Source organism: Sphingomonas sp. 22176 (assembly GCF_052045505.1).
GTDB lineage: Bacteria > Pseudomonadota > Alphaproteobacteria > Sphingomonadales > Sphingomonadaceae > Sphingomonas.
In genome coordinates this window covers 154,292-174,743 of sequence record NZ_JBQEPL010000007.1, presented here as the reverse complement: position 1 = coordinate 174,743, position 20,452 = coordinate 154,292, and the positions used below count along the sequence as shown (strand labels likewise).

The window sequence follows — 20,452 nt, the reverse complement described above, 5'->3', positions numbered from 1 at the left end:
GCCATTATCGGCATCTGGATCTGGACGAACGGCGACGTCTCTATCAGCTTCGGCAATCCGGCAGAAGTGTTCGTGAGGCTGCCACCGAGCTTGGCCGCCACGTGTCGACCATCTATCGGGAGTTGAAGCGGAACCGGCATCTGGATGACGAGCCGATGTTCCGCGGCTACTTCCCGACGCTTGCGAATGACAAGGCAGCGGCTCGCCGGCGCCGAGGGCTCAAGATTTCGCGGAATTTGCCCTTGGCTGCCTATATCCTGGACCGCCTTGAGGCCGCTTGGTCTCCAGAACAGATCGCCGGCTATCTGCGTCGGCACCGCATGGGAGCCGGGAACGTCTGCCATGAGACGATCTACCAGTACGTCTATAGTGAGGACGGCAAGCGCCAACGGCTGTGGAAGCTGCTCCCGATGGCCAGGAAGAAGCGACGATCGCGCTATGGGCGGAAGCCGCGCGCCGCCCGCATCCCCGAGGCGAACACGATTGCCCAGCGCCCGCCGGAGATCGCCGAGCGGAGCAGCTTCGGTCACTGGGAAGGCGATCTGATCGCCTTCCGCGCGGTTCACGGAAAAGCAAACCTCACCACGCTCGTCGAGCGGCGCAGCCGCTTCACGATCCTGTGCCCAAACCCGAGCAAGCACTCGACCGAGGTGATAACCGGCATCGAGCGACGTCTTCGCTCCCTTCCCCCTCCCCTCCGGCGCTCCATCACGTTCGATCGCGGCACCGAGTTCGCGCGATATCCCACGCTCGAGAGCGCGCTGAACATCGTGTCCTATTTCTGCAAGCCGTCAGCACCCTGGCAAAAGGGCAGCGTCGAGAACACCAACGGTCGCATCCGGCGATTCCTACCCTTCGACACCGACATCGCCGCGATATCTGACCGCCAGCTTCAAGGCATGGTCGATCGGCTGAACAACACGCCTCGCAAGTGTCTCGGCTATCAAACCCCGCAGGAGGTCTTGAGCCAGCAGCTGGAACCTCCGACGCTACCGGCTTCGGTGGATCTATGACCGGGAGGGGATTGTAAGCAGAGAGGCTGCTTCCATCCCAATATCAGCTACAGGCACTTCGCATCAAGATATAAACATATCTTTATATCATTATTGACAATGACGGGTATATCGTGTTGAAAGAGCCTGTCGAGGTTCCCCATCCCAGGCATGGCGATGGGGCTAAGACGGGAAGCCGGTGGTGTCCGTCAGGGCAGAATCCGGCGCTGCCCCCGCAACTGTAAGCGGCGAGCGGCGGCTCCAATTTGTGTCACTGGGCTCGCACAGCGCCCGGGAAGGCCGGAGCCACCGCGTTGACCCGTGAGCCAGGAGACCTGCCTCCGACGCCATAACGTTCCTCGGACGGGGGTTCCTCCGGTGGATCGCGCTCGACGCTAGGCTCCGGGGCTACACGCCTTTCCGGGCCTTTCCACGCCTTGCGCGCTTTCGCCTGACCTCTGCCCATAACGCCAGGTGAGTCATGACGAATAGCGGGTTCACATTCTCGATCAGCAGCTTGCCCTTCGACGAGGAGTATCGTCCGGCCGACAGCACACGCACCACGACCAACTTCGCCAATCTCGCGCGCGGGGAACGCCGCCGGGAGAATTTGCGCAACACGCTGGTGATGATCGACCACCGTTTCAACGCACTGATGCACTGGGACAATCCGAAGGGCGACCGCTACACGCTGGAACTGAAGATCGTGTCGGCCGCGCTCACGCTCGGGGACGGCACGCACGACGAAGCGTTCCCGCTGATCGAGATCCTGCATACCGTTGTGGTCGACAAGGCCAGCGGCGAGCGGTCCGATGGCATGATCGGCAACAACTTCTCTTCCTATGTGCGGGACTACGACTTCAGCGTCGTCCTGCCCAACCATCTCAAGGCCGGGGGTCGCAGCGCGCCGGAGGATTTCGGCGATCTGCACGGCAATCTGTTCAAGCACTTCCTGGCGTCGAGCGCCTATCGCGATCATTTCCGCAAGCCGCCGGTAATCTGCCTCAGCGTGTCGAGCAAGGAAGTCTATCACCGGACCGCCAACATCCACCCGATCCTCGGGGTAGAGTACCGAAACGACAAATTCTCGCCCACCGATCAGTATTTCGCGAAGATGGGCATGAAGGTGCGGTATTTCATGCCGCCGCACAGCGTTGCACCGTTCGCCTTCTACCATATCGGCGATCTGGTCAGCGACTACACCAACCTCGAACTCGCCAGCACGATCGCCACGATGGAGACCTTCCAGAAGATCTACCGTCCGGAAATCTACAACGCCAATTCCGTAGCGGCGGAGCATTATCAACCGAGCCTGACCTACCAGGACTATTCGCTGACCCGCATCGTCTATGATCGCGAGGAGCGTGCCCGCCTCGCCGTCGAGCAAGGCAAATTCGCCGAAGAGCATTTCATCAAGCCGCACATTGCCGCGCTCCAGCGCTGGTCCGCGACCTGCGGCCTCTGATTTCCATGCATATCAAGGTATTCCCCATGACGACATTGTTGCCGACGACGACGGCGGGCAGCCTGCCCAAACCATCCTGGCTCGCCGAGCCCGAAACCCTTTGGTCGCCCTGGAAGCTGGAGGGCGAGGCGTTGATCGCGGGCAAGCAGGACGCGCTACGCCTGGCGGTCGACGACCAGCGGCAAGCGGGCATCGACATCCTTGGGGACGGCGAACAGACCCGCCAGCACTTCGTCACGACCTTCATCGAACATCTGGACGGTGTCGATTTCGAGAAGCGTGAGACGGTGCGGATCCGCAACCGCTACGACGCCAGCGTGCCGTCGGTCGTAGGCGCCGTCTCACGCCCCAAATCCGTCTTCGTCGACGACGCCCGTTTCCTGCGCGCCCAAACCGATCAACCGATCAAGTGGACGCTGCCGGGGCCCATGACGATGATCGATACGCTCTACGATGCGCATTATCGAAGCCGCGAGAAGCTGGCCTGGGAGTTCGCCCGCATCCTCAATGAGGAAGCCCGCGAGCTTGAAGCGGCCGGCGTCGACATCATCCAGTTTGACGAGCCCGCCTTCAACGTCTTCTTCGAGGAGGCCAACGACTGGGGCATCGCCACGCTGGAGCGCGCGGCCGAAGGGCTGAAGGCTGAAACCGCCGTTCACATCTGCTATGGCTATGGCATCAAGGCCAACACCGAATGGAAGAAGACGCTCGGTTCCGAATGGCGCCAGTATGAGGCGACCTTTCCCAACCTCCGGAAGTCGAAGATCGATATCATCTCGCTGGAGTGCCAGAATTCGCGCGTGCCGATGGATCTGATCGCACTCATCCGCGGCAAGAAGGTGATGGTCGGTGCGATCGATGTTGCGACAAATATTGTCGAAACGCCCGAAGAGGTCGCTGCCACCTTGCGAAGCGCGCTGCGCTTCGTCGATGCGGACAAGCTCTATCCAGCCACAAACTGCGGGATGGCACCGCTCTCGCGCGATGTCGCACGAGGCAAGCTCAAGGCGCTTGGCGCCGGGGCGGAGATCATCCGCAAAGAACTCGCGGCTTGATCATCGCAAGACAGCATCCCGCATTTTCCATGCTGGGGATGACAACCTTGTAGCCGCCACCGCTCGTTTCTCAAAAGAGGCAACGAGAAGGCTCACTGATGGAGATTTGTTGCGGTCGCGATCTCTTGCCGCTACCGCCGCCTCCATTCGGCTGAAGTCCGCTTCAGCCGAACCATGATCGCGCTGGTGCTCCGAGAGGAGCTTAAAAGGGAACACGGTGTGGGCGCTTGCGCCCCGAAGCCGAGGCTGTCCCTGCAACTGTAAGCGGCGAGCGAGATGCACGCGCTTCCTTCGATGGAAGCAGCCACTGGGTCACCCGACCTGGGAAGGTGCGCATCGAGCGACGACCCGTGAGCCAGGAGACCTGCCAGCGAGAGGTCGCTCTTGCCCTGGCCCAGGGGATGGCCGTGGCACGGTTCTCCGTCTGAGCGACGAACGAGCGGTGGAGGCCGCATCGGTTCGTCTTGTGGCGCTCCCGGCGTCCGCGCTCGGGACGTGCCGACCGTTCGTGAACGGCAGGCCTCCGCCGGCAGTCGCACGACGCCCGGAGAAGACGATTGAAAACCATCCTGTTGACCGGCCTTGCCGCGCTGTCCGCGTGCGGCGCGACCGCAGCCCATGCGCAGTCCGAGACACCGCCGCCCGCTCCCGCCAAGGAAAGCGACGACATCGTCGTGTTCGGCCGCGGCGAGAGCAAGATCGGCGTAGCGCAGGCGGCGAGCGAAGGCTCGATCACCGGGGCCGACCTGCTCGTGCGCCCCCTGCTGCGGGTCGCCGAGCTGCTGGAGGCCGTGCCCGGCATGATCGCCGCCCAGCATTCCGGCAGCGGCAAGGCCAACCAGTATTTCCTGCGCGGCTTCAACCTTGACCACGGTACCGACTTCACCACCTATGTCGACGGCGTGCAGATGAACCTGCGCACCCACGGCCACGGCCAGGGCTATCTCGACCTCAACGGGCTGATCCCGGAGGTCGTCGGTCGCGAGGACTTCCGCAAAGGCCCGTACCGCGCCGACGGCGGCGACTTCGCGCTCGCCGGTGCCGCCTACATGTCGACCATCGGCGGCTTCGCGCGCCCCTGGCTTTCGGTCGAGGGCGGCTCCTATGGCTATCGCCGGATCGCGGCCGGCGGCACGGCGAACGGCGTCGGCCCGGGCACACTGACGCTGGTCGGCCAGCTGCGCGCCTATGACGGCCCGTGGCAGGAGCCCGAGCATCTGCGCCACGCTTCCGGCTTCGCCAAATATGCCGCCCCGCTCGGCGCTGGCACGATCGACGTCACGCTGCACGCCTATCACGCCACCTGGCGCCCGACCGAGCAGATCCCCGAGCGGAGCATCGGCACCGCGGCCTGCCCCGACGTGTTCTGCTCGCCCGACCCCAGCGCGCGGGGCCGCACCACGCGGCTGGTCGGCAACGTCGCCGTGCATCAGCAGAGCTGGGACGCGAACCTCTATGGCCAGTTCTACGACTGGTCGATGTACTCCAACCCGACCTATACCGATCCCGACGGGACCAGCGCCCAGATCCGCCAGTTCGACAAGCGCTGGATCGTCGGCGGACGCGCCGAGAAGCGCTGGCAGGTAGCGCCCGCGCTGGCGCTGTCGATCGGCAGCGAGGGGCGCTACGACCATATCGGCAATGTCGGTGTGGCCCGAACCGCCCAGCGCACACCGCTGTTCTCGCTAGGGCGCTACCATGTCGAGGAAGCCTCGGCCGCGCTCTACGGTGAGGCGATCTGGACACCGCTTGCGGGTCTTCGCGTCATCGGCGGGCTTCGCGGCGATGCCTATCGTTATGCCGTGCGCGCGCGGGACGCCGCGGCGGCGGCGCTCGGTGAAGGTGCCGGCAGCGACAGCATCGTCTCGCCCAAGGCATCGGTCGCCTATGCCCTCACCCCGCAGATCGAACTCTACGCCAACTGGGGCCGCGGCTTCCATTCCAACGACGTGCGCGGCGCGGTGAATGTCGAGACGCCGGTGCCGGTGCTGGTACGCGGGACCGGCAAAGAACTGGGCGCGCGCTGGCAGCGTGGCGGGCTGACGCTGACCGGCACCTATTGGTGGCTGGAGGTCGGTAGCGAACTCCGCTTCGTCGGCGATTCCAACGCGGTGGAGCCGACCGGTGCGAGTCGCCGACACGGCTATGAACTGGTCGCCTTCTGGCGGCCTGTCCCATGGCTGGCGATCGACGGCAACTATACGGCGAGCCGCTCGCGCTACGACAATGGCGACCGCATCCCCAACGCGTTCGAGAACGCGGCATCTGCAGGGGTAGCCATAGTGCTGGCGCCGTGGGAAGCCAGCCTCCGCGTCCGTCACCTCGGGCCCTACCCGCTGATCGAGGACAACGGCGCGCGGGACAAGGGCAGCACGGTGGTCAACCTCCGCGCCGCGCGGAAGATCGGGCGGCTGGAGATCTATGGCGAGGTGCTGAACCTGCTCGACAGCCGCGACAAGGACATCGCCTATTTTTACGAGTCCTACATCCCCTCGGTGGATCGCGACGGCCCGGTCGAAGGGCGACTGAGCCGGGTCGTGGAACCGCGGACGCTTCGGATCGGTGGTCGCGTCTCCTTCTAAGCGTTTGGTATTCCCCTCCGCTTGTGCAGCGGGGTCACCGTCGACGCGTTACCCGATAGCACGAGCTGAATAGCTGAGACGGTGTGACCGGGCCCGCTGCATGCGCAGCGGGTCCGAGGACAGGAGCCCCGACTCCAGGGCACCAGCAGGGGCAGCGCTGCGCTAGGAGGATGGCTCCACGCAGCCCCTGCTGCTACAGCCGTTTTCGCACTTCGAATGGAAAGCTCAAACCGATGCTGTGCATCCGGACCGCGCCCATTAGCTGATGTGGTCGGTATGGTTTCGCGAGGAAGATCGCGCCGCTGGCGTCGTCCTTGAGCACCGATGGATCGTCTCCGGAGGAGACGATCACGCGGATCAAGGGGTCCGTTGCGCGGATTTCGGCCGCGAGCTGCAGACCGTCCAACGAGCCTGGCATGTGCAGATCGGTTAAAAGCACATCGATGTTGTGCCTCGCCGCTAGCTCCAGCGCCTCTGCTGTCCCGGAAGCCTCCAGAACCTCGAAGCCCTCGTCCTTCAGCACAGCGCATGCAAGGGTACGAATATACTCCTCGTCGTCGACAATCAGCACCGTCGAAGAAAATCGCTGTCCCATTACCTCTCCCTAGGCGCGTGCAAGTGCGTCGAAAATACGCTCTTTGCCCAACCTGCGTTGCTTGACACACGTTAACCACAACTGGCCGGGATGTTAGGCGTACGAACGCACGTGGTGGCTGATCTATCCAAGATACAGTCTATGTACCTAATTGCGAGGCTACCCTGATTGAGGCAGAACTTGTTCACCGGGACCAGTCCACAAGACATGCCGGGTCGCGATGGCGCCGGGGCATCCTCTCCCCCCGAGCGACACAAGGAAGAGCCCGCCCCTCCCCCGAGCGTTGGCGGGCTCTTCTGGTGCTTAGGCGGGGCGACCGGACCGCTTCGATGCAGCGCTACTTCTTCAACGTGCACGACCAAAACGGGCCGCTTCTCGATCCAGAGGGCACGATGTGCTCCGATCGCGAGGCAGCTCGCCGCGCGGCGATCCACTCGGTTCGCTCGATCCTCGCGGAGGACCTTGTACGAGGCTGCGTCGACATGAACGGGAAGATCGATGTCCTCGGCGTCGATGGCGTGGTGATTGAGACCATAGCCTTCGCCGAATGCGTCATCCTCATCACCGAGGGCTGGCAGCGCGTTAATAGTCGCTCGTCAGCATGATTGTCATGACGCGCACCGTGACCGATGGGTCGCTCGGATCCTCCGAGCCATACACCATTGAGGGCTCGTAATAATCGATCTTGAAGCAGACCCGGTGTCCGTCAAAATCGAAGGCTCCAAAGTCGCGCTCCGGACCATCGTCGCCGGTGAACTCGTATTCGCGGATCGCCTTCATGAGGCGAGAGGTCGCGAGCAGTCCAGGCACCGCACCAGGCTCTTCGAGCGTAGCGCGAAGGGTCCGCGTCATTTGGTGGCGCCCGTTAGGGTACACGCCACGGCGGCAGAGATCATTCAGCTGCGCAATGCGCTCCGTCCGGGATACCGTCTCCGCGCTCATTCCGCCGCTCCCGCGCAGACGGCCGTCAGCCGCGCCGCGGCTATCGCCGCCGCGGACGGATAGGCGTCGACCAGGTGCTGATGGATGGCGGCGTTCTCGGGGAGAGCGAACACCCCATCGGGTGCGGGCCGCGTGATCAGAAGAGCCGATACGATGACGTCCGCCAGGTCGCGGACTTCGGTCGGCTTGCCGGCGTCATCGTAGCTGACGGGCGCTCGAAAGCCGGCCTCGAGCCAGCTCCCGAGCCCGTTCTCGACCTGCTCGATATAGTCTGCTGCGGCTGAGATCGCGGCGTCCTCGTCGGCGATACGGATGCCGAGAGTGAAGTAGCGGCCGAAATCGTGGGGGTTGCGCAGTTCGACTAGCTCACAACCCGCTGGAGGCGGGCCATAGCGCCCGATCAGTGCCGCCTTGTAAGCGGCGACCTCGAGGCGGTTGAGCCGCTCGAAGTCATCGGTCTGCCCCAGCTGGGCGCAGTTCTCGTTTGCCGGCGTACCGCCGATATCGATGATGTGAGGCATCGGAGTTCTCCCGGATCACCAAGATCCGATCTCCACCTCCCCCTCCTCTCTCATCGCACCGGCTCGAAAGGCGGACCCCGCTCCACCGAAAGGGGGGTTGGCGGAGCGGGGTCCTTTAGCAGGCGACCGCTGCTCACGCGGGGGGCCACGTGAGGGTCTGCCTGCTAATCTACATGCCTTCAGCGGAGTCGGACCAAGGACCTCGCAGCGAAGTACTCGCTACGTGATGCTGTCTCGGTGCTGCTAGGATCCAGTTTTACGATGTAGCCACTCAGGTGCTCACGAACAAGATTACCCTGCCGGCCCACTAAATCTGGATCAACATCTTCGCTCTTTTGCACGCGAACCCTGATATGCGTGAGGCGGGCATCCGGGTGACGTGCGGGTTTGTCGGCGAAGTCGCTCATCAACCTTGAGCGGATGTCATCCGGGACGACGGCATATTGCTCGACAGCCGCGATCGCTGCCTCAGCACTACGGATCTCCCGATAGTCGGTCCCAACCCAAACGATTGCGTCTTCCTCGGGCGAAGCCTTGGTGAAGACCTGCGCGAAAAAGGTTTCAAGGGGCCGATCCCAACCGACCACTGCGTGATCGATGTCGGTGCGGTCCTCCCGCGCAGTCAGCTTATAGCGGCTCATTGAAACACCTGCAGGTTGAGAGATTGAGGAATAGAGCTGGCGGTTTCATGCGGCGCGCCTCGCGCCGGCATTGAAGCGGGAGAGCCAATCGGTGAGGGTGGGCCGCTGCTCCAGTGGAAGTCGCGCAGCACCGTCCTGGAACTTGACCAGCTCGGTCGGAGCATCTCGGACGATGGCATTGATCTCAGCCTCCGGCAGCAGCAGCTCATGCCGGATGAAGGCCGTCATCGACCCGGGACGCATCTTGGTGCCGCGGCGCCAGAGCCCTTCTGCCGTATGGAGACGCGGGGCGGCGCGTGCTTCCACCAGGACGATCGTCCGCAGGCACCAGCGTGGCAGCTCGCGCACCTCCTCCGGGGTCATGCCGATGCAGAAAAAGCAGGACGACTTTGGCGGGACGGGCAAGCCCGCCTCGCGGATGCGCTCGATGCAGCGGTTCCGGTCCCAGCCCCACAGGCGGAGGGGATACTGGTACTCGTACAGCGGATCCTCGATCGTTGCCGCGTGTGCGTGGCGGCGGCTGTCCTGCTTTCCGGCATCGAGACCGATCAGGCGCACGACCTTCTCGCCCCTCGCCCACGCGGCGATCGCCGGCTGCCATGTGCGCAGATAGGTGTCCTGTGGCGCCTTCTTGTACTTCAAGCTGCAGCTGGAGCCTCCGAGGCTCTTGCTCGGCAGCGTGCCGTTCGTCAGCGCCATTTCAGCCAGGCCTTGATAGGGTGGCCAATGCTTGAACCGCTTGGTCTGATAGGTGACCAGCTCGAAGTGGATGCCATGGGCGGCCATCCAGGGCCTGATCATGTCGAGATAGGCGTAGGTCAGCGGCTTCTCTACGCGCGTGTCGGCGGTCAGCACCAAGTCGGGCTTTTCGCCGCGCGAGACGAGCTCGACCAGCATTGCGGTGCTGTCCACGCCGACGCCATAGGCCAGCACGGTAGGGCGACAGTTTGAGATCATGGGGAAGCTCCAGCTTGCATGGCAACATGCCTGCTCCAACTTCTCCCCCTCCTCTCTCAACCGCGAGGATTGCCGCGCCCAATCAGAGCGCTCAAGCCGTCTATCAAGCGGCTCTGAGGGCTCGCCGATGCCAACCCAGCGCAATAGCCATCACGATTAGGGTCGCGGCTACAGTTAAGCTCGCGGCTCGCAGCTGCCCTTCGGCTGCCGCCACGACCAATACTGCACCCATGCCGAACAGAAGAGGCGGCCAAAATCGCTTCGTCGCCATCAGCAAGGAGAACATAACTGGTATCGTTATCACCATAAGGACCATATGCAGCATGTGCAGAATATTCATGTCGATCCTCCTATCCTTGTCACCTTACCGTTTCCGGAATAGGTGGCAACCGCAGGTTTCATCATTCCTATGCTCAGCCGAGTTCCACCGCCGAACGCGCGCAACGCTTTTTCCATTTCGCACCTCAGCTGTGCTCTGTTGGAAAAGCAGATGATAGGATCAAGCGGCGCGCCAAGTGCATCGACGAACCCGTTTGCGGGAGATCCATCCTCAAGGAGCACAGCCACCGCGTGGGATCCCCGACTGATGCTGCCACGGTCGATGGCCGTGAACTCTCCGAGAGAGGCTCTGAGGCCTTTCGCGGCCTTGCCCCATCGGATGTGGCCCGCGCCGGCGTTCTGCCCATTCGCTACCCCTCGGGAGAGCCAGGTGCGCACATGCGCTCGTCGCTGAAGCAAGGAGTTCTGCGCTCGCTCGCATGTTCCGACGATCGGGAGGAGCATCGTGGCCGCGTCGAGGCGTTCAAGCTCGTCGCCCTGTATCGTAGTGAGGATGTCCTCCAGTTCCTTAGCTCGGAGCAGCGCCTGCAGATCTTCAGCAGCGAGTTGCACCCCGGAGGGTGTTTCCCATTGTCCTTGTCGAAAGACGATCACGGTCAGGCCCTGATCTTCGTGCTTCAGGACGTCGATGCCCAACCCGGAGCCTCCCTGCTCGCGGGCGATCAGATCCTCAGGCGCAAGGATAGCCAAGCGCCGTGACCACCGCACTGGCCTGGGCGCGTCGCTGGGCTTCGGCCAGGTGCTCGGCAAGCGCCCTGGTCTCGTTGCAGGCGCCTTGCTGTCCACGATATTGGACGGTGCGGCAGCAATGAAAGCGCGGCGCGCCGCGTCGAAGAGGTCGGTGCGGTCGCCACCCCCGTCTCGAAAGCCGACGTCGTATGCGGCTCGCTCGGTGGGCTCCTCGCGGAGATGGGGCATGCGCTCGCGGTACGACCATCCCGCGCGTGCGGCATACCATCCCTCGGCGTATCGGACTGCCTCATTCCAATCGAAACCGTGCGCGTCGCGGGCGCGCAGGATTGCGAGATCACGATCGTCGATCGTGCCGTCTGCAGCTTTCCCCTCGACGAACGCGAAGTTTCGCGCGCGGCGCGCGCGTTCCTGCTCTGCCTGGGCTGCCTCATGCATTGGCCGCATCGCTGCAATGCGGGCGCGGCAGCGCATCAAGCGCTCTTCGCTCGGCGCCGTCGGTGGCAAATCCGGGTAGTCGCGCCAGATCGAAGCCAAGGCTTCGGCGTCACCAGCGCTGCGGCCGCGCGCGGTCCAAGCTGATGCAGAGGTAGGATCGAACTGTTCCATCGACCTGATCCCATCTGTTGAATGGCTAGGCCTGGCCAAGGCTTACGAGATGCTCCCAGCACGCCGCGAGGGCGTCATCGAGCGTGCTGCACTCACCGAGCTTCTGTGAGCTCGAGCCGGCGTCCGTCATCACCCGCGCGTGGGGCTCCCAGGCTGGATCGGCCCACTCTTCGGGCCACGCGTGGAAGCCGTAGGGATATGCGACGATCGAGTACGGCGCCCACAATCTCGGGTGTAGGTCAGTTAAGCGAGCATCGAACAAGGCCATGGTTCACCCTTCCCTTTCCGTATCCGTGAACGCCTCGTGAAAATATATTCCGAGCAAATTCCTATTCATGAGGAACAGGACCGGCGTCGTTCAGTTGTTTGGTTGGAGGCATTTATGAATAACGCCGACGATTCCACGGTCCTCGTTGTCGAAGACGAGAGCTTCGTCAGGATGATCGCCGCCGATATGCTTGAAGAGAGCGGATTTCGCGTACTCGAAGCGCCCGACGCATCTGTCGCTCTCGAACTTTTAAAGCAGCATCAGATTGCCGTCGTTTTCACAGACATCAACATGCCTGGACCGATCGATGGTCTCGAGCTGGCAAGGATCGTCACGGAGACCTGTCCCCAGGTGAAGGTGATCGTCACATCCGGGAAGCAATGGCTCGGCCCTGAGGACCTCCCCGACCACAGCGTCTTTCTCCCCAAACCGTACCGAGCTGCGCAGCTGACGCAATTGATCGAGGAACAGACCGGAGACGCGGATTAAGCGCTCCGATCGCAGCTTAGCCGAACAGCGTCTCCGCCTGATCGGGCAGGGCGTACCCAAGCTGCAGCTCGTGGACGATTCGCCTTGCGAAACGGTCCGGGTCCACCAGGTCGCGAACCCCGGCGAAATGGTTGCGGCCGCCGGTATAGTCCTGACGGCCGCGGCAGGTCCGATAGAGCACTTCGTTATCGAGACCACAGAGACCGAGGCTGAGCTGCACGTAGCTTTTGTCGGTGTGCAGGATGATCTCACCAGAGACAGCAGGTCCACCACGGCAGGAGCGCACTTCATATTCGCTGCTGTCCAGCTGCAGGGCCTTGGCCAGCGCGCGCATCGCCTTTTGACCTTCTGAGTGGAACGCGTTCTTCGCGGCCGCCTCATGGTACACGCCGCGGTGCGCGAGCGTTAGCAGGACGGGCGCACCGCGCAGATCCTTGATCGCCCGCATGCAGCGGCCCTGCAGCTCGTTCGCAGCGGGACGCTGATCGCAGACCGCCGAGAAGTGCCGAGCGAGCAGGATGACCGCAGGATCTTCCTCGGCGCTCACGCCAGCGTTGCGACAGTCTTCCATGGCCATGCTGATCGCATGAAGCGTGCTGCTGATTGTGGTCAGTGCGCTGGGATCGAGGGCCTGCTGGTGACGGAAAGCGACATCAAAGGTCATGGACGGTCTCCGGGAAGCTGAGCGCGAAAGCACGCTCCCTTCCTCTCTCCCCCCTCCTCTCCTGATCGCCTTGGGCGCTCCCGGTCATCGCGGAGCGAGATAGTTGCTAACCTGCGATAATCTGGAAGATGCAGAGCCTTGCATGGGCTTTACGGGCTCCATAGTCGTCGTTGCATGAGAGGGGATCTGTCCGACTTCACTTCGCGCGCATCAGCGTTCCTCAAGGTTCTCGCTGGGCGAACCAGAAGCATGCTGATCTGGGAGCTTCTCGACGGTGAGAGGTCGGTGAGCGACCTCGCCGAGGCTGTCGGTTCCAGCACCACTGCAGTCTCACAGCAGCTCGCGATCCTGAGAGGCGAAGGCATCGTCTCGACGCGGCGAAGCGGCCAGAAGCGGTTCTATTCTCTCACCAGCGCCGAGGCGCGACATTTCGTGACCGCGCTTCGCGAGCTGCTTTTGCAAAACGCCGGCGCGGCCGAGATCCAGCAGGCCCACGAGCGAGCCGCCTAGCGTTCATCTCCCCCGAAACGTCCGCGGCGCTCGCACGAAAGGCGCGCCCCCTTGCGCCACCGGCTTGGCTCGATGAACTCGCCGCCGTGGACGCCTAGGTGCTTGGCCTCGGCCTGGGCGAAGGCTGCCTCATAGCGACGTGCTCGCATCGGATCGGTCTTGAGGAAGTTGGGCGTCGGCAACGCGTAGCCGGCGGCGATCATCGTCTCCCCCAAATCCTGGCCGCCTACGTCGACCACCGCAATTGGCCGCCCATAGCTCTGCTGGCCCGTCAGCCGGATCGACACCGGCTCACGCTTCATGAGCTTGGAGGCAAAGTCCTGCGCGGCCTTGCCGCACGGCCAACAGGAAGGCCCCTTCGCGCAAAGCGCTTTCCGCTCGACGGCATCGGCGCCGAACAGGCGAAAGTCGACCGCGATCGTGTCGCCGTCGATCGCGCGCGCCTGCGCCTCGAAGCCGTCGTGGTCCCGCTGCCCTGCGCTCGCGTTGGGAAGAACGCCGCAGCTGCTTGTTCCGAACAGGAGTAGAGTCGCGATCAGGCGCATTTCAGCATCTCCTTTTTCGGATCGCCGGCGCGCGCGAAGACGGTGCGGTGCACCTTCGTCTCGGGCACGATCGACCAGCTAAGCTTGTAGAAGTTGCGCACCCGATAGGGACCGGCACCGTCTGCGCGGAAGAAGCGCAGCTTGGTGCCGTTTTTTCGCACGCGGAAGTCAGTGGCCTCCTGGCCGTCGCCGCAGGTGAGCGGGTTCTCGAACCGCACCAGGGCGCCATCGGGCACATCGCGGCGCCGGCTCGCGATCGCGGCACGGCACCGCGCCCGCCAATCGAGGGCGTGTGGCCGGTCCGTCTCGGTGAGAAGGTCGAGGATCCGCTCGGGGCATTCCGCCTCATGCGGACCCATGGACTCGTCCATGTCCTTGTACGCGAAATGATATCCGCTCCTGGAGCGCGGGTTCCATTTGACCAGGCAAACGACCGCAAAGACCTCGCCGGCGACGCCATTTTCCACCTGTTGCACGGCGCCGTACCACACCCTGTTGTTCACGCACGAAGAGGCAAGCACCTTGTGACCGCGGGTGCCGCCGTCGACAGCCCTCTCGTAGGTGAATTGCGCGTCCAGATAGGCCTTGGGCGTGTCGTGCCCCCCCATCGACGTGCGGCTCATTTCCAGCCAACCCATGGAATGCTCCTCCGTCAGGCGGCCTTGGCGACGGGCGTCACCGAGGCGAATGCTTGTAGGTATCTGACCGCCTGCTCAGCCTTGGTGGAGGCGAGGAAGACCGCGGCCTTGTCGTCCTTCAAGACACGGATCCAGGAGCCGAGATAGCTCGCATGGTTGTCGTGAAGCTCGGTCGGCAGCCCGAGTTCGGCACAGATAAAGGATTGCCCAAGGCAGGCAACCAGCTCCTCGAAAGCATATGCCTTGTCGCCGAACCGTTTGCCGAAGGTGCGATCGAGCCGACTTCGCGCCCCTGTCCAGTGAACATGTTCGTGCGCAAGGGTCGACGCGAACAGGTCGACCGAGGTGAAATGAGCGAGCCGCGGCATCTGGATGTGATCGCTCAGCGGTGAGAAATATGCCTGGCTGCCGCCATAACGGACCACAGAGGGGATCTGCTCGAAGAAGGCGTCGATCGCCTCCTGACGTAGCGACAGCAGCGTCGGTGTCGGCGCCACGGGCCTCGGGTAGTACCAAGCCGGCAAGCCGTCGATTTCATCCGCGTTGTAGACGAGGTAGCTGCGCAGGAAGCGGATCAGCTGCGCGGTGGTCTCGCCCGTCAGCAGTGACTTGCCCTGCTTGCGGAAGCTCGATGCGTAGATCGATATCGTTGCCTCGGCGCCCTTACGGACGCGGCCGCCCAGCTCCTCGGCCTGACGCTTCGTCATCCAATAGCGGCTCTTGTAGCCGCGGCTATCGGCAATGCTCCAAAGCCATGGGCAGTTGATGCCGGTGTACGGCGTGCCCTCATGCCGCAGCGGGCGCCCGCCTTCGCCGGTGAGCGACCAAGGCCGCTTCCAGGGGACAATCCCTTGCTCGAGCTTCTGCAGCAGAAGCTTCGTCACCTCTTCGGCGATGCTGTTCATGGTCGGTGTCCTCCAAAAAGAGCACCGCCGACGGGGTTGCCGCCGGCGGTGCCAGGGGTTCCAGAAGGAGGCTGGAAGCTATTCGGCCGCGATCGCGTGGAGGCTGTCGTTCACCCCGAAGTCGTCTTCGGCCTCGCGGTCGCTGGTCAGATCGTCCTCGTCGCCGATCGGCAGACCCACGCCGTCTTCTTCGGGGTCGTCCTCGTTCTCGCCCAGCTCCAGATCGTCGTCGTCCCCGAGGCTGAGCTGTTCCTCATCGTCGATGCTCAGCTCGTCCTCGCCCGCGCCGCTCTCGTCCGTCAGGCTGAGATCGTCGTCGTCATCGGCCTCGCTGGGCGTCGACGGCGCGGCCTCGGTGAACCGCATCGCCTCCGGCACCCAGCGCGTGACCACCTCGCGCACCTCGGCCTCGATGATGGCTTCGCCGGCGAACAGCTTCTGGCAGGATTCGGAGATTTCCGACTTCTTCTGCGTCGCGTGGCGACCCGACAGCGCAGGGCCCCCGACCTCATCGAGGAGCGACAGAATGGCGCCCTTAGAGATGCGATCGAAGTAGTTGAGCGACGTCGGCCGCCACCAGGAGGCGACATCCACTTCGAGGATGGTCGCAAGCCGGTTCTGCAGCGGATTGGAGTCCGCCAGACCGTAGCAGTCCTTCGCGGTCAGCGAGGTTGCGACCACCCAAGCCATCCACTGCGCCTTGGCCTCGTCACTGAGCAGCCGGAAGGCCTCGAACCGATCGACCTTCGTCTCGCCGTCGCGCCACCCGTCTTCCATGGCCTCGGCGAACTCGTCGATATAGGCGCGCGCCTTCGACGGCGGCACGGCATCGCCCCGCACTGGATCATCGGGGCGGCTCGCCTTGATGGTGGTGCCACTCTGACCCATGCTGTAGGAGCCGCGTTCGTCGACCATGGCGAAAAGCATGAAGTCGAGCGCAAGCGCCGGATTGCCGAGAAGCGCAGCGCCCAGAACATCGCGCCGCTGCACTGCCAGCTGGTCGAAGAGCACCTGGCTCAGCGCCTTGCCGTCGGGCGCCGCTGCGATTGGCTTCACCGGCGCCGTCGGACCGCCGCTTCCGGTGCGCCCGCTCTGGCCTTCTTCGATCTGCCAACCGGTGATCCGGCCTTCGCCCTCATCGCGGTCTTCGGCCTCGCTGGAGCCACCGTCATCGACGCCTTCACCATCATAGCCCTGGCCGCGCTCCGGCGCTTCCACGATCGGCGTCACCCGCAGCGGCGTCTCGCTGTAATATTCGGCCTCGAGCAGCATCTCGCCGGTTTGTTTCAGCGAAAGGATGCGTCCGACACGCGGCTTCAGCTCGTCGGGGAGGATCTTGGGGCGATTGTGAAGGTCGTTGCGCTCCTCTTGGAGCGCTTCGGCCTCGATCTCGAGGACGCGGAACGCCTCCTCGCTGAGCTCCTCGTCCTCCATCTCGGTCTCGATCGCCTCGAGACGCGCATCGATCTCGTCGATGCGGGCGCGCTGCGCCTCGGTCATCGGCTCGCTCGGCAGAGTCACGCGGTGAAGTTCGCGGGCAACCTCCCAGGTGCTGCTCGATGCAATCGGCCGCACCCAGCCCAGGCCCAGCTCTGCGCCGAGGCGAGCCGCTTCTTCTTCCATGATCTTGGCGGCGATCCCCTCGGCGATCTCGCGGTTAACCCAGCTATCGCCGGTGTCGGTGAACAGATCGCTCTCGATCACGCCGCCGGCGGCGACGTAGCGGTCGGCGCCGACGAGGATCGCCACCGGCTCGGTCGACTTCATCGTCTCATTCAGGATGACGCGGCGGATGGCGTCCGAGTTGTAGTTGTAGTTCTTGTAGCTGTTCCAGACCGTCAGCTGGCGATCGTGGCTGGGGGTGGTCGCATAGGCTTTCGCCATGTCGAGCGTGATCTTGCCTTCAGCGAGGGCGTTGAAGATCGGCTCGGCCAGGTCGGCAAGGCGCAGACGGCCTTCCACGAACTTGCGGGTCACGCCGAACCGCTTTGCGACCGCATCGAGATCGCCGTTCTCGCCGATGAAGTGCTGGAAGGCGCGACATTCGTCCGCCGGCGACATCGCCAGGTGGTGGAAGTTCTCGGCGAGCGAGGTTTCCGAGAGCGCCGCGTCATCGGCCTCGATGACCATCACCGGCACGTCGTACTGCGCTGGATCGATCTGACCGCGCTCCGAGAGGAGCATCAGCGCGCGGTAGCGCCGGCTTCCCGCGATCACCGCGAAGCTGCCGCGGGGCTTCTTCACCGGCGCTACGATCAGGTTCTGGATGATGCCGCGTGCGTCGACGTCGGCCGCCAGCTGCTCGATCAGGTCGTTCCTGGGGGTGCGGACGTTGATCGCGGACAGCTGCAGCTTGGCCAGCTTCACGGACTGGATTGCGGGCTTCGTCATGGTCGGATCTCCTTCTGGATGTCCGGCATTTTCCGAACACCCCTCCCTTCCTCCCTCCTCTCTTGCGCCGCGGAGCCGCGGAGCCGCGGAGCCGCGGGACGATCAATGAAGATCATGAGTGGTCTAGGTATAACTACTTGGTCATATCGCTCTTCACCAATCTACAATGATGACAGGAATATTTTCGTACCAGTACGTTGGGCCGAGCTGGCGTGGAGAGGACGCAAAATGACTGTATTCGCCAATTTGAAGATCCAGCTGAAGATCATCCTTCTGCTTGCGGTGCTCGGCCTCGTTACGCTGGGTGTAGCCTGGTACGGTGGTACCGCTCTCAAGCAGACGGACGGAAACTACAGCGAGATCGTCACGGAGACGTTGCCGGACACTGTGAAGCTGGTTCGCGCCAATCGCGTGACGATCGAGATGATCTACGCCGGCTACAAGGTCATGGCCTATGACGGTGCTTCCTCGACAGCGCGTGACGCCGCAGACGCAGAAAAGACATCCTTCGAGAAGGTATCGAAGTATTTCGACGAGGTGATCAAAGCCGAACCGGATCAGGCCGCCACGATCAGCCCGCTCCGAGATCTGGCCTCTACGCTCCACGAGCAGGTGCAGACGGCGATCGCTTTCGGCCTTCGCAATGATGACCAAGGCGCTCGGCAGGCGCTCGTCAGTGCTGACCAAACCGCATCGAAACTGACTAAGGCGCTGGCGACCATCAACGACGGTCGGATCAAGCAAGCCACCAAGACCTCCGAAGACCTGAGTGCGGCCGCCGGGTCGAACCGCATCACGCTGCTGGTGGTCTCGCTAATTGCCCTCCTGACGACGATGGGTGTCGCCGCAGTCCTAGCTAAGGCCCAGATCGTGAAGCCGCTCGAGCGTCTCCAGGACGCAATGCGTGCGCTCGCTGGTGGCAACAATGCTGCCGAGGTGCCCGGCGTCGATCGTCGTGACGAAGTTGGCGCGATGGCCAAGTCGGTACTCGTCTTCAAAGAGGCGGCCGTTCAGCAGGCCGCAGCCGCACGAGCGAAGGAACTCAGCGACGCTTCGCAGAAGCATGTCGTCGACACGCTGCAGGAACGCCTGAGCAAGCTTGCAGACGGGGACCTCACCGCCACGATCAACGAGCCTTTTGCTGCCGAGTATGAAGGTGTGAAGTCCAACTTCAACGCTGCGGTAGCGGCGCTGCGCGATCTGATCGCTTCCGTCATGGAGAGCGCGGAGACGATCTCGACGGGTTCTGCCGAAATCGCGCAGGCCAGCGAAGACCTCGCTCGCCGCACCGAAGGCGCCGCAGCAAGCCTCGAGGAGACCTCGGCAGCGGTGACGGAAATGAACCAGCGCATCAAAAACACCGCGACTGCTGCGACACAGACGGTGGACCGCGCCACTGGCGCGATCGGCGTGGTGGACTCGGGCCGCAGCGTGGCCGATGAGGCGATGCAGGCGATGTCGCGGGTTTCCGAAAGCGCCAAGGGCATCGATACCGTCATCGAGGGCTTGGACAAGATCGCTTTCCAGACTCGGGTCCTGGCCATGAACGCGGCCGTTGAGGCAGGCCGCGCAGGTGAGGCTGGGCGTGGCTTTGCCGTTGTTGCCGATCTCGTCTCCGCGCTCGCGATGCGTGCCGAGGAGGAAGCTGGCCGGGCTCGCGACCAGCTAACCGCCACGCAGGCGGACGTGACCGCAGCGGCGGAGATGGTCAAGCGCGTTGACGCTGCCCTCGGCGCGATCGTCGGCGACGTGAACGAGGTGCATGGTCTCCTGGAGACGATGGCTACCGACAACCAGGCTCAGGCAACCACCGTGACGCAAGTATCGACTGCGGTGAACAGCATCGACCAGATGACGCAGCAGAATGCAGCGATGGTCGAGCAGACCTCGGCGGCAGCTCGGAACCTGAACACGGAGGTGACGGCTCTCAAGGCGCAGGCAATGCGTTTCAACACCGGCTCGGGCCGTGCGCAGACTGCAGCCAAGCACGTGCGGCAGGACGCCCTCTCGGTAACATTCAAGCCAAAGCAGCGAGCAGTGGCCGATGTGCGGGCAGTTGCTCTTGATGCCGAGGACTGGGCGAGCTTCTAAGCCAGGTCAGGCGACCTGCGGCCTTGGGTGATTGCCGAGGCAGCAGGCCGCAAGCTGTTGTAAAAAGGCCGTTGCTTTTGACGCGTCTCAAGCAAAGCGAGCGCACGGGGGGGGCCGCGATGACTGGACGTAGGACCGACGTACTAGTGAGGATCGCAACGAGAATAGAAGAGCTCGAAGCGATTGCTCTGGAGATGCCGGCGCAACCGGTTCTCGAGGGTATCTACCGCGTCATTTCGCTGATGCGCGCCATTCTCGCTCTGGTGAGCGAGTTTCCCAGCGCCTTTGACGAAACTTCGCCCTGGTGGCTGGAGTGGTCCGCAAAGAGCATCAGTCCCGATCGGCCGACCGATCTGGCGCGTAAATAGCGCACCGCCGAGCTCCTGCGACACAGACTTGTCAGACTATTTGCTGTGCCGATTTGGCACAGACTTCGCTGTTTGCTTTAAGCTCCATAGACTTTGAAGCTATTATCTCTGATCGAAAATCGTTACGGCCCTAATGCTAAAGGTTAGCATAAGCCTGTGATACGTAGAACGCCGGAGAGGGAGCGAACGGAGTGG

General features: G+C 63.3%; 21 protein-coding genes and 2 riboswitches. Of the genes, 9 read left to right on the top strand and 12 right to left on the bottom strand.

Annotated elements, in window-relative coordinates; all coding sequences use genetic code 11:
* The 4 genes from ACTJKY_RS18760 to ACTJKY_RS18745 all read left to right on the top strand — a co-directional run.
* Positions 1 to 1,013 (top strand): IS30 family transposase (locus ACTJKY_RS18760; RefSeq protein WP_440847612.1); only part of this gene is annotated, 1,013 nt, incomplete at its 5' end.
* Between the two features lie 115 nt (positions 1,014 to 1,128).
* Positions 1,129 to 1,349, top strand: a riboswitch (cobalamin riboswitch).
* Positions 1,350 to 1,473: 124 nt separating this feature from the next.
* Positions 1,474 to 2,457, top strand: coding sequence for a DUF1852 domain-containing protein (locus ACTJKY_RS18755; protein ID WP_121079914.1), 984 nt, complete (start codon positions 1,474 to 1,476; stop codon positions 2,455 to 2,457).
* 5 nt (positions 2,458 to 2,462) lie between these two features.
* On the top strand, positions 2,463 to 3,512 hold the full coding sequence (locus tag ACTJKY_RS18750; protein ID WP_440847611.1) for a methionine synthase: 1,050 nt from the start codon (positions 2,463 to 2,465) through the stop codon (positions 3,510 to 3,512).
* Positions 3,513 to 3,679: 167 nt separating this feature from the next.
* Positions 3,680 to 3,898: riboswitch (cobalamin riboswitch) on the top strand.
* Between the two features lie 171 nt (positions 3,899 to 4,069).
* Positions 4,070 to 6,094 carry a TonB-dependent receptor gene (locus ACTJKY_RS18745; RefSeq protein WP_354278573.1) on the top strand — a complete coding sequence of 675 codons (2,025 nt, stop codon included), beginning with the start codon at positions 4,070 to 4,072 and terminating at the stop codon, positions 6,092 to 6,094.
* A gap of 193 nt (positions 6,095 to 6,287) precedes the next feature.
* Here ACTJKY_RS18745 and ACTJKY_RS18740 read toward each other — a convergent pair whose 3' ends face one another.
* Complete coding sequence (locus tag ACTJKY_RS18740; RefSeq protein ID WP_440847610.1) at positions 6,288 to 6,689, bottom strand: response regulator; 402 nt, start codon at positions 6,687 to 6,689, stop codon at positions 6,288 to 6,290.
* 329 nt (positions 6,690 to 7,018) lie between these two features.
* Here ACTJKY_RS18740 and ACTJKY_RS18735 point away from each other — a divergent pair, with 329 nt between their 5' ends.
* The gene (locus ACTJKY_RS18735) at positions 7,019 to 7,294 is read left to right on the top strand and encodes a DUF6894 family protein (RefSeq protein WP_440847609.1); all 276 of its coding nucleotides are present in this window, start codon (positions 7,019 to 7,021) and stop codon (positions 7,292 to 7,294) included.
* Here ACTJKY_RS18735 and ACTJKY_RS18730 read toward each other — a convergent pair.
* From ACTJKY_RS18730 to ACTJKY_RS18705, 6 genes are all read right to left on the bottom strand, one after another.
* The gene (locus tag ACTJKY_RS18730) at positions 7,272 to 7,631 is read right to left on the bottom strand and encodes a DUF3768 domain-containing protein (protein ID WP_440847608.1); all 360 of its coding nucleotides are present in this window, start codon (positions 7,629 to 7,631) and stop codon (positions 7,272 to 7,274) included. The genes ACTJKY_RS18735 and ACTJKY_RS18730 overlap by 23 nt on opposite strands.
* On the bottom strand, positions 7,628 to 8,152 hold the full coding sequence (locus ACTJKY_RS18725; protein WP_440847607.1) for a hypothetical protein: 525 nt from the start codon (positions 8,150 to 8,152) through the stop codon (positions 7,628 to 7,630). The genes ACTJKY_RS18730 and ACTJKY_RS18725 overlap by 4 nt, the downstream gene beginning before the upstream one ends.
* A 179-nt stretch (positions 8,153 to 8,331) precedes the next feature.
* The gene (locus tag ACTJKY_RS18720; protein ID WP_440847606.1) at positions 8,332 to 8,793 is read right to left on the bottom strand and encodes a hypothetical protein; all 462 of its coding nucleotides are present in this window, start codon (positions 8,791 to 8,793) and stop codon (positions 8,332 to 8,334) included.
* Between the two features lie 45 nt (positions 8,794 to 8,838).
* Positions 8,839 to 9,750 carry a hypothetical protein gene (locus tag ACTJKY_RS18715; RefSeq protein WP_440847605.1) on the bottom strand — a complete coding sequence of 304 codons (912 nt, stop codon included), beginning with the start codon at positions 9,748 to 9,750 and terminating at the stop codon, positions 8,839 to 8,841.
* Between the two features lie 103 nt (positions 9,751 to 9,853).
* Positions 9,854 to 10,090 (bottom strand): hypothetical protein, encoded by a 237-nt coding sequence (locus tag ACTJKY_RS18710; protein ID WP_440847604.1) that lies wholly within the window; start codon positions 10,088 to 10,090, stop codon positions 9,854 to 9,856.
* Positions 10,087 to 11,388 carry a hypothetical protein gene (locus tag ACTJKY_RS18705; protein WP_440847603.1) on the bottom strand — a complete coding sequence of 434 codons (1,302 nt, stop codon included), beginning with the start codon at positions 11,386 to 11,388 and terminating at the stop codon, positions 10,087 to 10,089. Before ACTJKY_RS18705 ends, ACTJKY_RS18710 begins: the two co-directional genes overlap by 4 nt.
* Before the next feature lie 382 nt (positions 11,389 to 11,770).
* Between ACTJKY_RS18705 and ACTJKY_RS18700 the strand changes: the two genes are divergently transcribed.
* The gene (locus ACTJKY_RS18700; RefSeq protein WP_440847602.1) at positions 11,771 to 12,145 is read left to right on the top strand and encodes a response regulator; all 375 of its coding nucleotides are present in this window, start codon (positions 11,771 to 11,773) and stop codon (positions 12,143 to 12,145) included.
* A 16-nt stretch (positions 12,146 to 12,161) separates the two neighbouring features.
* Here the strand turns inward: ACTJKY_RS18700 and ACTJKY_RS18695 are convergent, their stop codons facing one another.
* Positions 12,162 to 12,809: a hypothetical protein gene (locus tag ACTJKY_RS18695; RefSeq protein WP_440847601.1), complete on the bottom strand. Its 648-nt coding sequence runs from the start codon at positions 12,807 to 12,809 to the stop codon at positions 12,162 to 12,164.
* Between the two features lie 174 nt (positions 12,810 to 12,983).
* Here ACTJKY_RS18695 and ACTJKY_RS18690 point away from each other — a divergent pair, with 174 nt between their 5' ends.
* Positions 12,984 to 13,319 (top strand): ArsR/SmtB family transcription factor, encoded by a 336-nt coding sequence (locus ACTJKY_RS18690; protein ID WP_440847600.1) that lies wholly within the window; start codon positions 12,984 to 12,986, stop codon positions 13,317 to 13,319.
* On the opposite strand, the gene ACTJKY_RS18685 is transcribed toward ACTJKY_RS18690, so the two are convergent.
* The 4 genes from ACTJKY_RS18685 to ACTJKY_RS18670 all read right to left on the bottom strand — a co-directional run bounded on the left by ACTJKY_RS18685 (position 13,316) and on the right by ACTJKY_RS18670 (position 17,798).
* The gene (locus ACTJKY_RS18685) at positions 13,316 to 13,864 is read right to left on the bottom strand and encodes a thermonuclease family protein (protein ID WP_440847599.1); all 549 of its coding nucleotides are present in this window, start codon (positions 13,862 to 13,864) and stop codon (positions 13,316 to 13,318) included. The two genes, ACTJKY_RS18690 and ACTJKY_RS18685, sit on opposite strands and share 4 nt — an antisense overlap.
* Positions 13,855 to 14,502, bottom strand: a complete 648-nt coding sequence (locus ACTJKY_RS18680; protein WP_440847598.1) for a DUF6927 domain-containing protein — start codon at positions 14,500 to 14,502, stop codon at positions 13,855 to 13,857. Before ACTJKY_RS18680 ends, ACTJKY_RS18685 begins: the two co-directional genes overlap by 10 nt.
* A 14-nt stretch (positions 14,503 to 14,516) precedes the next feature.
* Positions 14,517 to 15,407 (bottom strand): ArdC family protein, encoded by an 891-nt coding sequence (locus ACTJKY_RS18675; RefSeq protein WP_440847597.1) that lies wholly within the window; start codon positions 15,405 to 15,407, stop codon positions 14,517 to 14,519.
* A gap of 78 nt (positions 15,408 to 15,485) precedes the next feature.
* Positions 15,486 to 17,798: a ParB N-terminal domain-containing protein gene (locus ACTJKY_RS18670; RefSeq protein WP_440847596.1), complete on the bottom strand. Its 2,313-nt coding sequence runs from the start codon at positions 17,796 to 17,798 to the stop codon at positions 15,486 to 15,488.
* A 228-nt stretch (positions 17,799 to 18,026) separates the two neighbouring features.
* On the opposite strand from ACTJKY_RS18670, the gene ACTJKY_RS18665 reads away from it, so the two are divergent.
* Both ACTJKY_RS18665 and ACTJKY_RS18660 read left to right on the top strand, forming a co-directional pair.
* Positions 18,027 to 19,889 carry a methyl-accepting chemotaxis protein gene (locus ACTJKY_RS18665; protein WP_440847595.1) on the top strand — a complete coding sequence of 621 codons (1,863 nt, stop codon included), beginning with the start codon at positions 18,027 to 18,029 and terminating at the stop codon, positions 19,887 to 19,889.
* Positions 19,890 to 20,035: 146 nt separating this feature from the next.
* A complete protein-coding gene (locus ACTJKY_RS18660) occupies positions 20,036 to 20,257 on the top strand; it encodes a hypothetical protein (protein WP_440847594.1) in 222 nt (73 codons plus the stop codon).
* Positions 20,258 to 20,452: the final 195 nt, after the last annotated feature.

Bases quoted from the DNA above. Each gene is read 5' to 3' on its own strand.
- ACTJKY_RS18755 (WP_121079914.1), top strand. From the start codon at position 1,474: ATGACGAATAGCGGGTTCACATTCTCGATCAGCAGCTTGCCCTTCGAC.
- ACTJKY_RS18750 (WP_440847611.1), top strand. From the start codon at position 2,463: ATGCATATCAAGGTATTCCCCATGACGACATTGTTGCCGACGACGACG.
- ACTJKY_RS18740 (WP_440847610.1), bottom strand. From the start codon at position 6,689: ATGGGACAGCGATTTTCTTCGACGGTGCTGATTGTCGACGACGAGGAG.
- ACTJKY_RS18735 (WP_440847609.1), top strand. From the start codon at position 7,019: ATGCAGCGCTACTTCTTCAACGTGCACGACCAAAACGGGCCGCTTCTC.
- ACTJKY_RS18730 (WP_440847608.1), bottom strand. From the start codon at position 7,631: ATGAGCGCGGAGACGGTATCCCGGACGGAGCGCATTGCGCAGCTGAAT.
- ACTJKY_RS18725 (WP_440847607.1), bottom strand. From the start codon at position 8,152: ATGCCTCACATCATCGATATCGGCGGTACGCCGGCAAACGAGAACTGC.
- ACTJKY_RS18720 (WP_440847606.1), bottom strand. From the start codon at position 8,793: ATGAGCCGCTATAAGCTGACTGCGCGGGAGGACCGCACCGACATCGAT.
- ACTJKY_RS18715 (WP_440847605.1), bottom strand. From the start codon at position 9,750: ATGATCTCAAACTGTCGCCCTACCGTGCTGGCCTATGGCGTCGGCGTG.
- ACTJKY_RS18710 (WP_440847604.1), bottom strand. From the start codon at position 10,090: ATGAATATTCTGCACATGCTGCATATGGTCCTTATGGTGATAACGATA.
- ACTJKY_RS18705 (WP_440847603.1), bottom strand. From the start codon at position 11,388: ATGGAACAGTTCGATCCTACCTCTGCATCAGCTTGGACCGCGCGCGGC.
- ACTJKY_RS18700 (WP_440847602.1), top strand. From the start codon at position 11,771: ATGAATAACGCCGACGATTCCACGGTCCTCGTTGTCGAAGACGAGAGC.
- ACTJKY_RS18695 (WP_440847601.1), bottom strand. From the start codon at position 12,809: ATGACCTTTGATGTCGCTTTCCGTCACCAGCAGGCCCTCGATCCCAGC.
- ACTJKY_RS18690 (WP_440847600.1), top strand. From the start codon at position 12,984: ATGAGAGGGGATCTGTCCGACTTCACTTCGCGCGCATCAGCGTTCCTC.
- ACTJKY_RS18685 (WP_440847599.1), bottom strand. From the start codon at position 13,864: ATGCGCCTGATCGCGACTCTACTCCTGTTCGGAACAAGCAGCTGCGGC.
- ACTJKY_RS18680 (WP_440847598.1), bottom strand. From the start codon at position 14,502: ATGGGTTGGCTGGAAATGAGCCGCACGTCGATGGGGGGGCACGACACG.
- ACTJKY_RS18675 (WP_440847597.1), bottom strand. From the start codon at position 15,407: ATGAACAGCATCGCCGAAGAGGTGACGAAGCTTCTGCTGCAGAAGCTC.
- ACTJKY_RS18670 (WP_440847596.1), bottom strand. From the start codon at position 17,798: ATGACGAAGCCCGCAATCCAGTCCGTGAAGCTGGCCAAGCTGCAGCTG.
- ACTJKY_RS18665 (WP_440847595.1), top strand. From the start codon at position 18,027: ATGACTGTATTCGCCAATTTGAAGATCCAGCTGAAGATCATCCTTCTG.